The sequence below is a fragment of the Gordonia oleivorans genome (genome assembly GCF_040044975.1).
Classification (GTDB): Bacteria; Actinomycetota; Actinomycetes; order Mycobacteriales; family Mycobacteriaceae; genus Gordonia; species Gordonia oleivorans.
In genome coordinates, this window is sequence record NZ_JBDZDI010000002.1 from 519794 (window position 1) to 533160 (window position 13367).

General features: G+C 67.0%; 12 protein-coding genes. 10 read left to right on the forward strand and 2 right to left on the reverse strand.

Annotation, left to right across the window (positions count from 1 at the left end; all coding sequences use genetic code 11):
- Window positions 1-100: 100 nt before the first annotated feature.
- The 10 genes from whiA to ABLE92_RS05840 all read left to right on the forward strand — a co-directional run bounded on the left by whiA (window position 101) and on the right by ABLE92_RS05840 (window position 11686).
- Complete coding sequence (gene whiA / locus ABLE92_RS05795; RefSeq protein WP_348803934.1) at window positions 101-1078, forward strand: DNA-binding protein WhiA; 978 nt, start codon at window positions 101-103, stop codon at window positions 1076-1078.
- A 185-nt stretch (window positions 1079-1263) separates the two neighbouring features.
- Entirely contained in the window at window positions 1264-2280 is a 1017-nt protein-coding gene (gene gap / locus ABLE92_RS05800; RefSeq protein ID WP_348803722.1) for a type I glyceraldehyde-3-phosphate dehydrogenase, read from the forward strand.
- A 36-nt stretch (window positions 2281-2316) separates the two neighbouring features.
- On the forward strand, window positions 2317-3528 hold the full coding sequence (locus ABLE92_RS05805) for a phosphoglycerate kinase (protein ID WP_348803723.1): 1212 nt from the start codon (window positions 2317-2319) through the stop codon (window positions 3526-3528).
- Window positions 3522-4310 carry a triose-phosphate isomerase gene (gene tpiA, locus ABLE92_RS05810; RefSeq protein ID WP_348803935.1) on the forward strand — a complete coding sequence of 263 codons (789 nt, stop codon included), beginning with the start codon at window positions 3522-3524 and terminating at the stop codon, window positions 4308-4310. The genes ABLE92_RS05805 and tpiA overlap by 7 nt, the downstream gene beginning before the upstream one ends.
- Window positions 4311-4429: 119 nt before the next feature.
- The gene (gene secG, locus ABLE92_RS05815; RefSeq protein ID WP_348803724.1) at window positions 4430-4669 is read left to right on the forward strand and encodes a preprotein translocase subunit SecG; all 240 of its coding nucleotides are present in this window, start codon (window positions 4430-4432) and stop codon (window positions 4667-4669) included.
- A gap of 161 nt (window positions 4670-4830) precedes the next feature.
- A complete protein-coding gene (gene ppc, locus ABLE92_RS05820; protein WP_348803725.1) occupies window positions 4831-7665 on the forward strand; it encodes a phosphoenolpyruvate carboxylase in 2835 nt (944 codons plus the stop codon).
- 259 nt (window positions 7666-7924) lie between these two features.
- Window positions 7925-10039 (forward strand): glucose PTS transporter subunit IIA, encoded by a 2115-nt coding sequence (locus tag ABLE92_RS05825; RefSeq protein WP_348803726.1) that lies wholly within the window; start codon window positions 7925-7927, stop codon window positions 10037-10039.
- Window positions 10040-10148: 109 nt separating this feature from the next.
- The gene (locus ABLE92_RS26120) at window positions 10149-10565 is read left to right on the forward strand and encodes an ATP-binding cassette domain-containing protein (protein WP_496560773.1); all 417 of its coding nucleotides are present in this window, start codon (window positions 10149-10151) and stop codon (window positions 10563-10565) included.
- Window positions 10472-10900 carry a hypothetical protein gene (locus ABLE92_RS05835; RefSeq protein ID WP_348803953.1) on the forward strand — a complete coding sequence of 143 codons (429 nt, stop codon included), beginning with the start codon at window positions 10472-10474 and terminating at the stop codon, window positions 10898-10900. Before ABLE92_RS26120 ends, ABLE92_RS05835 begins: the two co-directional genes overlap by 94 nt.
- Window positions 10901-10903: 3 nt before the next feature.
- Window positions 10904-11686, forward strand: coding sequence for an ABC transporter permease (locus ABLE92_RS05840; protein WP_348803727.1), 783 nt, complete (start codon window positions 10904-10906; stop codon window positions 11684-11686).
- 18 nt (window positions 11687-11704) lie between these two features.
- On the opposite strand, the gene pgl is transcribed toward ABLE92_RS05840, so the two are convergent.
- Together pgl and ABLE92_RS05850 are read right to left on the reverse strand one after the other, a co-directional pair.
- Window positions 11705-12448, reverse strand: coding sequence for a 6-phosphogluconolactonase (pgl, locus tag ABLE92_RS05845; protein ID WP_348803729.1), 744 nt, complete (start codon window positions 12446-12448; stop codon window positions 11705-11707).
- Window positions 12448-13362 carry a glucose-6-phosphate dehydrogenase assembly protein OpcA gene (locus ABLE92_RS05850; RefSeq protein ID WP_348803730.1) on the reverse strand — a complete coding sequence of 305 codons (915 nt, stop codon included), beginning with the start codon at window positions 13360-13362 and terminating at the stop codon, window positions 12448-12450. Before ABLE92_RS05850 ends, pgl begins: the two co-directional genes overlap by 1 nt.
- Window positions 13363-13367: the final 5 nt, after the last annotated feature.

Genomic DNA, 13367 nt, shown 5'->3' on the forward strand with positions numbered 1-13367 from the left:
TGCGGACGAGAATGCGGGGGCGGGCGACAATACGGGGGGCGGTCGTGAGTACGGCCGGTGTGGGTGTGAGTCGATGACAGGAGGCCAGGGACCGGTGGCGATGACTGCTGCGGTGAAGGACGAGTTGAGTCGGCTCACCGTGACGCAGGTGAACCCGCGCAAGGCCGAGGTGTCGGCATTACTGCGATTCGCGGGAGGACTGCACATCGTCGGTGGTCGCGTGGTCGTCGAGGCCGAGGTCGACATGGGCAATGTCGCCCGGCGACTCCGTCGCGAGATCCACGATCTGTACGGACACACCTCCGAGGTGCACGTCCTGCGGGGTGGCGGTCTGCGCAAGACCGCCCGCTACATCGTGCGGGTCACCAACGACGGCGAAGGTCTGGCCCGGCAGACGGGACTGCTCGACCTGCGCGGCCGGCCGGTTCGCGGGCTACCCGCCCAGGTGGTCGGCGGCAGCGTCGCCGATGCCGAGGCCGCCTGGCGCGGAGCGTTTTTGGCGCACGGCTCACTGACCGAGCCGGGACGTTCCTCGGCGCTGGAGGTGAGTTGCCCCGGACCGGAGTCGGCGCTGGCGCTCGTCGGTGCAGCCCGACGTCTCGGGGTGTCGGCCAAGGCCCGGGAGGTCCGTGGGGCCGACCGCGTGGTGATCCGCGACGGCGAGGCCATCGGGGCGCTGCTCACCCGGATGGGTGCCCACGACACCCGGCTGATCTGGGAAGAGCGACGGATGCGCCGTGAGGTACGCGCGACGGCCAACCGGCTCGCCAACTTCGACGACGCGAACCTGCGTCGTTCGGCGCGGGCCGCGGTGGCCGCGGCCGCCCGGGTGGAACGGGCCCTGGAGATCCTCGGCGACGAGGTGCCCGACCATCTCGCCGCGGCCGGGCATCTGCGGATCACACACCGACAGGCGTCGCTGGAGGAACTGGGCCAGCTCGCCGACCCGCCGATGACCAAGGACGCGGTCGCCGGCCGGATTCGGCGGTTGTTGTCGACGGCGGACAAGAAGGCACACGCCGAAGGCCTCCCGGACACCGAGTCCGCGGTCACCTCGGAACTCCTCGACGACGAGTGAGGCGACGGGAGGACCCGGGCGATCACCCCACCGGGGGCCGGGCCGCGTTAATCGACCCGTCGGGCTGCCATCGATTGGGCGTCCCACTAGGCTGATGGTGACGTCGGTCTGCCAGGAGCGGACCGGCCCACCGGAGCGGCGCGGGCGCCTCGTCCTCGCCGAGACCAACGCTAAGGAGCGATCAAGTGACTGTTCGGGTAGGCGTCAACGGATTCGGCCGCATCGGCCGCAACTTCTTCCGTGCCGTAGAGGCGCAAAAGGCTTTGGGCACCACCGATATCGAGATCGTCGCGGTCAACGACCTCACTGACAATGCGACTCTCGCTCACCTGCTGAAGTTCGATTCCATCCTGGGACGCCTGCCGCAGGACGTCTCGCTCGACGGCGACTTCATCGTTGTCGGCGACCAGCGCATCAAGGCGCTCGAGGTCAAGGAAGGCCCGGCCGCCCTCCCGTGGGGAGACCTCGGTGTCGACGTCGTCGTCGAGTCGACCGGTATCTTCACCGCGGCGGAGAAGGCCAAGGGCCACATCGATGCCGGTGCCAAGAAGGTCATCATCTCCGCCCCCGCCAGCGGCGAGGACATCACCATCGTCATGGGCGTCAACGACGACAAGTACGACGGCAGCCAGAACATCATCTCCAACGCGTCGTGCACCACGAACTGCCTCGGGCCGTTCGCCAAGGTCCTCAACGACGAGTTCGGCATCGTCTCGGGTCTGATGACCACCGTGCACGCCTACACCCAGGATCAGAACCTGCAGGACGGTCCGCACAAGGATCTGCGTCGTGCGCGCGCCGCCGCGATCAACGTCGTGCCCACCTCGACCGGTGCGGCCAAGGCCATCGGCCTGGTGCTGCCGGAACTGAAGGGCAAGCTCGACGGTTACGCACTGCGCGTGCCGATCCCGACCGGCTCGGTGACCGACCTGACCGCGATCCTGGAGAAGTCCGCGACCGCCGACGAGATCAATGCCGCCATGAAGGCCGCTGCCGACGGGCCGCTCAAGGGCATTCTCAAGTACTACGACGCACCGATCGTCTCCAGCGACATCGTCACCGATCCGCACTCGTCGCTGTTTGACGCGGGCCTGACCAAGGTCATCGGCAATCAGGTCAAGGCCGTCTCCTGGTACGACAACGAATGGGGCTACTCCAACCGCCTCGTGGACCTGTCCGGCCTGGTCGGCAAGTCGCTCTGATCGACACGTCCACAACCTCAACGGAGTAACGCTGCAATGGGTGTACCCACTCTGAAAGACCTTCTGGCCGAAGGCGTTTCGGGTCGCGGGGTGCTGGTTCGGTCGGACTTCAACGTCCCGCTGGACGGATCGACGATCACCGATCCGGGCCGCATCCTCGCCTCTCTGCCGACGCTGACGGCGCTCATCGACGCCGGGGCGAAGGTGATCATCACCGCTCACCTCGGCCGGCCGAAGGGCGAACCGGATCCGAAGTACTCGTTGGCGCCGGTGGCCGCGCGCCTCGGTGAGGAACTGGGCCGCAACGTCCAACTCGCCGCGGACGTGGTCGGGTCCGACGCGCTCGCCCGCGCCGAGGGACTGACCGACGGTGACGTGCTGCTGCTGGAGAACATCCGGTTCGATCCGCGGGAGACCTCCAAGGACGAGGCCGAACGGGAATCCCTCGCCAAGGCGCTCGTCGAACTCGTCGGTGACGACGGGGCCTTCGTGTCCGACGGTTTCGGAGTGGTGCACCGCAAGCAGGCCTCGGTCTACGACGTCGCCAAGCTGCTCCCGCATTACGCGGGTGAGCTGGTGGCGGCCGAGGTGAAGGTGCTCTCGACGCTCACCGAGGATCCGGAACGGCCGTACGCCGTCGTTCTCGGCGGCTCCAAGGTGTCGGACAAACTCGGCGTCATCGAGGCCCTGGCACCCAAGGTCGACACCCTGGTGATCGGCGGCGGCATGGCTTTCACCTTCCTTGCGGCGCAAGGGCATTCGGTCGGATCGTCGCTGCTGCAGGAGGATCAGATCGACGTCTGCAAGGATCTGCTGGAGCGGTTCGGCGACGTCATCCACCTGCCGGTCGACGTGGTGGTGGCCGACAAGTTCGCCGCCGACGCCGAATCCGACACGGTGGCCGTCGACGCCATCCCCGACGGCTGGATGGGCCTGGACATCGGTCCCGAGTCGGTCAAGCGCTTCGCCGCGCTGCTCTCCGGCGCCAAGACCATCTTCTGGAACGGCCCGTCGGGCGTGTTCGAGTTCGAGAAGTTCTCCGCGGGCACCAAGGGCGTGGCCGAGGCGATCGCCGCGGCCACGGCCGGCGGCGCGTTCTCGGTGGTCGGCGGCGGTGACTCGGCCGCGGCGGTCCGCACGCTCGGGTTGCCGGACGAGGACTTCTCGCACATCTCGACCGGCGGCGGAGCGTCGCTGGAATATCTGGAGGGCAAGGAACTCCCCGGTCTGAAGGTGCTGGAATCATGAGCCGCAAACCCCTGATCGCCGGCAACTGGAAGATGAACCTCAACCACCTCGAGGGCATCGCGCTGGTGCAGAAGATCGCATTTGCGTTGCCGGCCAAGTACTTCGAGAAGGTCGACGTGACGGTGATCCCGCCGTTCACCGACATCCGATCGGTACAGACCGTCGTCGACGGCGACAAGTTGCTACTCACCTACGGTGCGCAGGATCTGTCCGAACACGATTCGGGTGCCTACACCGGTGAGATCAGTGGGGCGTTCCTGGCCAAGCTGGGATGCACCTTCGTGGTGGTCGGGCACTCCGAGCGCCGCACCATGCATGCCGAGACCGACGAGGTCGTGCTGGCCAAGACCAAGGCGGCGCTCAAGCACGGTCTGACCCCGATCGTGTGCATCGGTGAGGGACTCGACATCCGCGAGTCCGGCGAGCATGTGGCCTATAACGTCACCCAGCTCAAGGGATCGCTGGCGGGGCTGTCGGCCGAGGACATCGGCAGGGTCGTCATCGCCTACGAGCCGGTCTGGGCGATCGGCACGGGGCGGGTGGCCAGTGCCGCCGACGCACAGGAGGTGTGTGCCGCGGTGCGCGCAGCGCTGGCGGAGATCGCCGACGAGTCGACCGCCGCGTCGGTCCGCGTGCTCTACGGCGGCTCGGTGAACTCCAAGAACGTCGGCGAGATCGTCGGTCAGACCGACGTCGACGGGGCGCTGGTCGGTGGGGCGTCGCTCAAGGCCGATGAGTTCGCGACGCTCTCGGCGATCGCCGCGGGCGGCCCGCTGCCCTGACGGGCAGTTCCGACGCGTACACTGGGCGGGCCGGGTCATCGTCGACGGTGATCTGGCCTGCCCAGATGCGCATCCGCAGGTGATGTGCGCACCGACGATCGAAGAGGAATTCCTACGCCGTGCTCGAAACTGTGCTGGATATCGGCCTCATCATCACCAGCGTGCTGCTGGTGATCCTGGTTCTTCTGCACCGGGGCAAGGGCGGCGGCCTGTCGTCGCTGTTCGGCGGCGGCGTGCAGTCCAGTCTGTCCGGATCCAGCGTCGTCGAGCGCAACCTCGACCGGCTGACCATCTTCGTCGGCCTCATCTGGTTCATCTTCATCATCGGCATCGGCGTCGACATCAAGCTGTCCGCCTGATCTGCGCCTGAACTACTCCGTCTGATCTGCACGACCGGCCGTGATCGGCCTGGTCATCGTGGCTCGGTCTCCCGCCTCGGGGGAACCGGGCCACTTTGCGTTTGTGTGACGAGGCTTGTCCCGAGATGCCACGGTGATGCCGACGCGGAATACTTGCACCCATGACTCAATCGAACCCGTCCGCAGGCGCTCCGGGTTGGCGTCCCTCGATTCCCATTGTCGACCACATCACCGTGGACGAGGAGGGCCGTGCGCTCACCGAGCCCCTTCGGGAGGACATCAGGCTCCTCGGCGGGATCCTGGGCGACATGGTGCGGGAGCACTCGGGAACCGATGTGTTCGATCTGGTCGAGAACGCCCGGGTGGCCGCGTTCAAGATCCGCCGCGCCGAGATCGATCGGGCCGAACTGGCCGACCTGTTCACCGACCTCGACCTCGACAAGGCGATGCCGGTCATCCGCGCCTTCAGCAACTTCGCCCTGCTGGCCAACCTGGCCGAGGACATCCACCGGGAGCGTCGCCGCGCGATCCACGTGCGCGCCGGCGACCCGCCGCAGGACAGCAGCCTGGCAGCGACCTACGCGAAACTCGCCGCCGCCGATCTGTCCGACGCCGAGGTGGGGGCGGCCCTCGCGGACGCGACGGTCGTCCCGGTGATCACCGCGCACCCCACCGAGACACGTCGTCGTTCGGTGTTCGAGGCGCAGAACCGGATCACCGAACTGATGCGTTACCGCGACCGCACCGAGTTGACACCGTCGGAGGCCGACGAGGTCACCCAGGGGCTGCGCCGGCAGATCCTCACGCTGTGGCAGACCGCGCTGATCCGGCTCGAGAGACTCACCATCCAGGACGAGATCCGTTCCGGGCTGCGGTATTACGACGCCGCGTTCTTCGACGTGATCCCCACGATCAACACCGGGGTGCGGGAGTCGCTGCGCGCGGCGTACCCGGACGCCGATCTCGCCGACGAGCCGATGCTGCGGATGGGATCCTGGATCGGCGGCGACCGCGATGGCAACCCGTTCGTCACCGCCGAGATCGTGGAGATGGCCACCACGTTGGCCGCACGTACCGCAGTCGGTCACCATCTCAATGAATTGCACAGTCTCGCACAGGAATTGAGCATGTCGACCCGGCTGATCTCGGCCGATGACCCGATCTACGAACTCGCCGGCGTCGGGCGCGAGGATCCGGCCGCCGACGAGCCGTTCCGTCGCGCCCTGCGCCACATCCGCTCTCGCCTCGTCGCCACGGCCACCGACCTCTTCGGCGAGGAGGTGATGCGGCAGTCGGATCTGTTCCTGCTCGACGGCGCCGAACCCTACGTCACCGCCGGTGAATTGCTCGCCGATCTCGACGTGATCGATGAGGGCCTGCGGTCCACCGGCGACGACATCATCGCCGACGACCGCCTCTTGACCTTGCGGGAGGCGGTGCGCACCTTCGGTTTCCATCTCTCCGGGCTCGACATGCGACAGAACTCGGACATGCACGAGGATGTCATCGCCGAACTCCTTGCGTGGGCGGGCGTACATCCGGACTACAAGTCGCTCGCCGAGGCCGAGCGCGTGGAGATCCTCACCGCCGAACTGACCGCACGTCGGCCGCTGACCAGCCCCGACGCCGATCTGAGCGAGCTGGCCATCAAGGAACTCGGGATCGTGCGTGCCGCCGCGCGGGCGGTGGCGAAGTTCGGTCCGCAGGCGGTCCCGAACTACATCATCAGCATGTGTACCTCGGTCAGCGACATGCTCGAACCGATGATCTTGCTCAAGGAAGCCGGGTTGATCGAGATCGACGAGACCGGTTCGCTGGTGTCCACGGTGCGGATCGTGCCGCTGTTCGAGACCATCGAGGACCTGCAGCAGGGTGCCGAAACCCTGCTGGCGGTACTGGATCTGCCGTTCTACCGGGATCTGGTCGCCTCACAGGCCGACATGCAGGAAGTGATGCTCGGCTATTCGGACTCGAACAAGGACGGCGGCTACATGGCCGCCAACTGGGCGCTGTACCGCGGCGAACTCGACCTGGTCGAGGCGGCGAAGAAGGCGGGGATCCGGTTGCGCCTGTTCCACGGCCGCGGCGGCACCGTCGGCCGTGGCGGTGGTCCGAGCTACGACGCGATCCTGGCCCAGCCCCCGGGTGCGGTGCAGGGATCGTTGCGACTGACCGAACAGGGCGAGATCATCGCCGCCAAGTTCGCCGAGCCGGTGACGGCGGAGCGGAATCTGGAGACCCTGCTCGCGGCGACGATCGAGTCGTCCCTGCTCGACGTGGAGGGCCTCGGTGACGATTCCGAGGAGGCCTACACCGCGATGGACGAGATCGCCGCGCTGGCGCGCTCGGCTTACAGCAAACTCGTGCACGAGACACCCGGCTTCGTCGAGTACTTCACCACCTCGACCCCGCTGTCGGAGATCGGTGCGCTCAACATCGGTTCGCGTCCCGCCTCGCGGAAGCAGACCGAGAAGATCTCCGATCTGCGGGCGATCCCGTGGGTGCTGTCGTGGACGCAGTCGCGGGTGATGCTGCCCGGCTGGTACGGGACGGGTTCGGCCTTCGAACAGTGGATCGGCGACGACGAGACGCGGCTGGCGACCCTGCGCCGTTACTACGAGCAGTGGCCGTTCTTCCGCACCGTCATGTCGAACATGGCGCAGGTCCTGGCGAAATCGGACATGGGTCTGGCGCATCGTTACGCGCAGCTGGTTCCCGACGAGGAGTTGCGCAACAAGGTGTTCGGGATGATCGTCGACGAACACGAACGCACCATCGCGATGTACGCGAAGATCACCGAGACCAACGATCTGCTGGCCGACAACGCCGCACTGAAACGATCGGTGTACAACCGCTTCCCGTATCTGGAGCCGCTGAATCTGCTGCAGGTGGAGTTGCTGCGCCGGTTCCGTGCCGGCGACGACGAGCCGCGCATCCGTCGCGGCATCCAGCTGACGATGAACGGATTGGCCACCGCGCTGCGCAACAGCGGCTAGGGCCAGGACACGCACCACACAGGTGTGACGAAGAGCGGAGACGCCCGGCAACGGGTGTCTCCGCTCTTCGTGCACGCTCGGCGCACTTCGGCCGGCCGTTACGCACCGACGATGCCGATTCGTCGGCGATTTTGGTGAAGTGGGTCACAGCCCGACTCGTTGCGCTCTACTGTCACAGGGCCGGTTGCAGACGACTGGGGGACCGCCAGCGTCCGGGTATGAACAGGTTGACGCCTTTCTCGGACTGCGAGGTGCAGACATGTCCCCAACATCGGCTTCGGAGATCGTCGCGGCGGTCGGCGGTCCGGAGAACATCACCAGCCTCACCCACTGTGCGACGCGATTACGTTTTCAGCTCCACGACAACTCCGGTGTCGACAAGGACCGGGTCGAGGCCATCGACGGCGTGCTGGGTGCGGTGCCGCAGGCGACCACCGGCTATCAGGTGATCATCGGCGGTGGCGTGCAGACGATCTACAACGAGATCATGGACCTGCCGGCGATGGCGACCGTCGGTGCCCCCTCGGACGCCGACATCAAGGCGGCGGCGCGCGCCCAGGGACCACGCGGCAAGACCGCCTGGCTGGACACCCTGTTCGAGTACCTGTCCGACTCGTTCCGGCCGATTCTCGGTGCACTGCTCGGTGCGTCGTTGTTCATCACCTTCATGTCGCTGATGGCGACGTTGGACGTCATCCCGTCCTGGAATGCGCCGGGCGTCACGCTGAGTCCGTCGTGGACGTTCATCAACCTCTGCTGGCAGTGCGTGTTCGTGTTCCTGCCGTTGATGATCGCCTACAACGCGTCGAAGAAGGTCAACGCCGATCCCTGGGTGGGCTTCGCGATCATGGCCGTGCTGATGCTGCCCGCGTACACCGGGTTCGCCGACATCGCCACCACGCACACGATCTTCGGCTTCACGGTCAAGACGATCGATGTCTTCGGACTGCCGTTGACCGTCAACGACTACAGTTCCCAGGTCTTCCCGCCGTTGCTGATGGCCGCGGTGCTCGGTGCGCTGTACAAACTGCTCAACAAGCTCATCCCGTCCAACGTGCAACTGATCTTCGTGCCGTTCTTCGCGATGCTGATCATGATCCCGTTGACCGCGTTCATCATCGGCCCGATCGGGGTGTACGTCGGAGCCGGCCTGGGTGATCTGCTCAAGTCCATCAACGACTTCTCCCCGTTGATCTTCGCGATCGTCATCCCGCTGGCCTATCCGTTCATGGTGCCGCTGGGACTGCATTGGCCGATCAACGCCATCATGCTCATCAACATCCAGACGCTGGGGTACGACTTCATCCAGGGGCCGATGGGCGCGTGGAACTTCGCCTGCTTCGGCGCCACCGCCGGCGTCCTGTATCTGTCGTGGCGGGAGCGTGATTCGCAGATGCGCCAGACCGCCACCGGTGCCCTCGCCGCAGGCCTGCTCGGCGGCATCTCCGAACCGTCGCTTTACGGAATCCACCTGCGGTTCAAACGAATATATCCACGAATGCTCGTGGGCTGTCTGGTCGGCGGTGTGATCATCGGCGTGGGCGGCGGTGTGAAGACGAACGCCTTCGTGTTCACCTCATTGCTGACGATTCCCGCCTTCGATCCGATCGGACTGTACGGAATCGCGGTGGCCGCCGCCTTCATCACGGCCATGGTGCTGGTGATCCTCGCCGGATATCGCACCCCCGAACAGCAGGCGGAGTTCGAGGCCGCCCGCGCGAAAGGCCTCGAGACGCCCGGTGCCATTCCCCTCGACGACTCCGCCCTGGGTGTGCAGGCGGCCGGGGAGGCGGCGGCCGCCGAGCCGGCCACGACCGGTGCCGCGGGCGGCGCCACGTCCGTTCCCGCCCCCGCCGCAATGAGTCTCACCAAGGAGCCGACCGGTGGTGGCGACGTCACCGAGATCGGCTCGCCGCTGGACGGCACGGTGGTCTCCCTGACCGAGGTCCCCGATCCCGCCTTCGCCGGCGGCACGATGGGCGGCGGCGCCGCGATCATCCCGTCCGGCGACACCGTCTACGCGCCGGCCGACTGCATGGTGGTGGCGGCCCAACCGACCGGCCATGCCTTCGGGCTGGTCCTCGGCGGCGGCATCGAACTGCTCATCCACGTCGGCATCGACACGGTGCAACTGAAGGGTGAGGGCTTCGACGTCAAGGTCAAGGCGGGCCAGAAGGTCACCGCCGGAACACCGTTGGTCACCTTCGACCGTGCGGTGATCGAGGCGGCGGGTTATCCGCTGATCACTCCCGTCGTGGTGATGAACACCAAGAAGTTCGCCTCGGTCACCAAGATCGCCCAGGGTGCGGTCTCGGTCACACACGGCGATCCGCTTGTCGCGGTGGAGGCCAAGGCGAAGGCGGTGGCGACCTGAGCTGCCATAGACTGGCGGGGTGCCGGCCGCAGCCGAAGTAGCGATCAACGTTCGTCACCTGCGCAAGGTGTATCCGGGAGATGTTGGTGCGCTGGATATCTCGTTCAGGGTGTCCGAGGGTGAGATCTTCGGCCTGCTCGGGCCCAACGGATCGGGAAAGACGACCGCCGTGGAGTGCATCGGCGGGTTACGAGTCCGCGACGGTGGCGACGTCGACGTGCTGGGATATGACCCGGCAGATGATCAGACGGCAATGCGTGAGGTCGTCGGTATCCAACCGCAGGAAAGTCTCCTGCCCGACAAGATCAGGGTTGTCGAGGCGTTGGATCTGTTCGCGCAGTTCTACCGCGACCCCGCCCTCAGCCGAGGCTGGCCATTCTCGACGAGCTCACCACCGGCCTGGATCCGCGGGCGCGACGCGCGGTCTGGGAGGTGCTGCGCGAACTGCGCGATCGGGGCACCACGATCCTGCTGGTGTCGCACTTCATGGACGAGGCCCGGCATCTCTGTGATCGGGTGGCGGTGATCGATCACGGCCGGGTGGTCGCACTCGACACTCCCGACGGATTGGCCTCCCGGGTGTCGGCGACGCAGAAACTGCGATTCACACCCAGTGCGCCAATCGATGTATCGGTCCTGCGTGCCCTTCCGTCGGTGCGCAGCGTCACCGTCGACAACGGCGACCACGTCGAAGTGGTCGGTGGCGCCGAGGTCGTCACCGATGTGGTGCTGGCGTTGAACGACCAGGGTGCGCGGGCCATGCGGCTACGGGTCGATCAGGCGGGACTCGAGGATGCTTTCGTGGCGGTGGTCGATCGAGAAGACGACCGACAGGTCGGGGCCGATCGAGGGGAGGGCTGAGGCATGGCCGCCACCCACCTTCTGGGACATGCGGGCTCCCGTGCCGGTTTGCGTGGCCTGCGTCCACTGCTGATCAGCGAAGCGCGCTTGATGCGCCGCAACCCGATGCTGGTGGTCTGGGTGGGTGTGTTGCCGGTGGTCGCGGCGGTGGTGCTCGGTGCGATCCCGGCGACCCGAGAGCCCCAGGCGTACCTGGACGGCAACAGCTGGTTCGCCGTCTACCAGCCGATCCTGGTGATGTTCTCGTCCGTGATGCTCAGCGTGCAGATCCTGCCCGACACATTGACGCGCTATCGGGAGCGCGGCATCCTCAAGCGTCTGCGCACCACTCCGGCAACCCCCGCGGCGCTGCTGATCGCGCAGGTCATCCTGACGTTCGCGGTGGAGATCGCGGTCGTGGTCCTCATCGTCGTCATGCCCGGCATCGTCGGCGCGCCGGTACCGCGAAACCTCCTCGGATTCGCAATCGCGGTGGTGTTCTCGGCCGCTGCCATGATCTCGTTGGGCATGATGATCGCGGCCGTGTTCGCCAACAACAAGGTCGCCGCGGCCGCCGGCACCGTGCTCTTCTTCGTACTGCAGTTCTTCGCCGGCCTGTGGTGGCCGCGGCAGAGCATGCCGGAGTGGCTTCGTGCCATCTCCGACGCGACACCCAGCGGCGCCTCGGTGGCGGCGCTCACCGATTCGGCGCAGGGCGGATGGCCTTCGTGGACCTATCTTCTGACACTGCTCGCCTGGTCGGTGGTCCTCGGCGCCCTGTCCGTCCGGTTCTTCCGGTGGGAGTGAACGGAGCCGTCAGCCGCCTCAGTCGGGCAGATCCGCGGCCGCCGCGTGATCGAGGAACCACACGGTCTCCTCGGTCCCGTGGGCTCCGGCGCACGGCCAGTCGGCGGGATCGGCACCGGCATGCGCCGCGGCGACGGCCTGCGCCTTGTCGGCGCCGGCGACCAGGAACCACACCGCCCGGCTCCGGTTGACCACCGGTAGCGTCAGGGTGATGCGACGAGGCGGTGGCTTCGGTGAATTCTCCACGGCCACAACCGTTCTCTCGGTTTCCGCGGTGGCCGGTGTGTGCGGGAACAACGAGTTGATGTGTCCCTCGCCGCCCATCCCGAGCAGGTGCACGTCGAAGGCCGGGGACATGCCGTCCCCGCCGGCGGTCGCCAGGAGCGTGGCCGCATAGTCGGCCGCGGCCGCCTCGATGTCGTCGCCGAGAGGCCCGTCCGACGGTGCCATCGGGTGGACGCGGGACGGATCGACCGGGACGGAGCCGAGCAGCGCCTCGACGGCCTGCCCGTAATTGCGTTCCGGATCGTCGGCGGGGACGAAACGATCGTCCCCCCAATAGATGTCGACCTTCGACCAGTCGATCGAACCGCTGTCGGCGGCGAGCGCGGCGAGGATGGCGATCCCGTTGCTGCCCCCGGTGAGGGCCACCGACGCGACGCCTCGTTGCGCCTGCGCGGTGGTGACGAGATCGACGAACCGTCGGGCGGCGGTATCCACCAGAGTGGTCTTGTCCTCGAAAACCAGTGTCTCCGTGGTCATCACGCAGCCCCCTGGCGGGCGACCTCGACGGCACCGCGCAGTGACAGCTCGTAGACCTCGTCGGTGTCGAGGCGACGCAGTTCTTCGGCCAGGTAGACCGGGAGATCACGCGAGAGCATCGCCACCCGGCCGTCGGGCTTGCCGGGAACGGAGATGACGGCGTTGCCGTTCTGATCGATCGAGAGCACCGTGGCGCCCTCGTCGCGGAACAACCGCACCTCGAAGCTGCCGATCGAGCGGGTGGTCGGCACGCCCAACGCCCAATGCAGCCACCCCGCGAGCAGGTCGATCCCGGGGGAGTGACCCGGTCCGGTGACCTCCACCGACTGCACCGGGGTGTGCGGCGGACGGTCGATGGCCGAGGCGAGAAGAGCCCGCCAATGGGTGATCTGCGTCCACGCCAGGTCGGTGTCGCCGGGGGAGTAGGTCGCCAGGCGACGCTCGAGCACCGTGTCCGGATGCGCGGACTTGCTGGCATCGAGGATCCGTCGCTTGCCGATGCGGCCCATCGGGTCCCGGGCCGGATTCTCCGGTGCCGCACCCGGCCACCACACCACCACCGGGCAGTCCGGCAGCAGGAAGGGCGTGACCACACTGTGCGGCTGATCGGCGAGCGGGCCCTGCATCGAGAGCACCACCACCTCCGAGGCGCCGGCGTCACCGCCCACCCGGATCTGCGCGTCGAGTCGCGACTCGCCCTTACGGCTGCCGCACGCCAGCACGATCACCCGGCTCGGATGCTCACTGCTCGCGCCGACGGCGGCCTCGATCGCCGCCTCGGTCGGTTCGCCGTGTTCGGCGACCACCACCAGCGTCAACACGCGGCCCAGGCTGATCGCACCGCCGGACTCACGGACAGCCACCATCTTCTTGGCGACGTCGTTGGTCGAGGTCTGCTGCATGTCGATGATCATCGGTG

Coding starts and splice junctions, on each gene's coding strand:
- whiA (WP_348803934.1), top strand. CDS start 101: ATGACTGCTGCGGTGAAGGACGAGTTGAGTCGGCTCACCGTGACGCAG.
- ABLE92_RS05805 (WP_348803723.1), top strand. CDS start 2,317: ATGGGTGTACCCACTCTGAAAGACCTTCTGGCCGAAGGCGTTTCGGGT.
- pgl (WP_348803729.1), bottom strand. CDS start 12,448: ATGACCACGGAGACACTGGTTTTCGAGGACAAGACCACTCTGGTGGAT.
- ABLE92_RS05840 (WP_348803727.1), top strand. CDS start 10,904: ATGGCCGCCACCCACCTTCTGGGACATGCGGGCTCCCGTGCCGGTTTG.
- ABLE92_RS05825 (WP_348803726.1), top strand. CDS start 7,925: ATGTCCCCAACATCGGCTTCGGAGATCGTCGCGGCGGTCGGCGGTCCG.
- ppc (WP_348803725.1), top strand. CDS start 4,831: ATGACTCAATCGAACCCGTCCGCAGGCGCTCCGGGTTGGCGTCCCTCG.
- ABLE92_RS05850 (WP_348803730.1), bottom strand. CDS start 13,362: ATGATCATCGACATGCAGCAGACCTCGACCAACGACGTCGCCAAGAAG.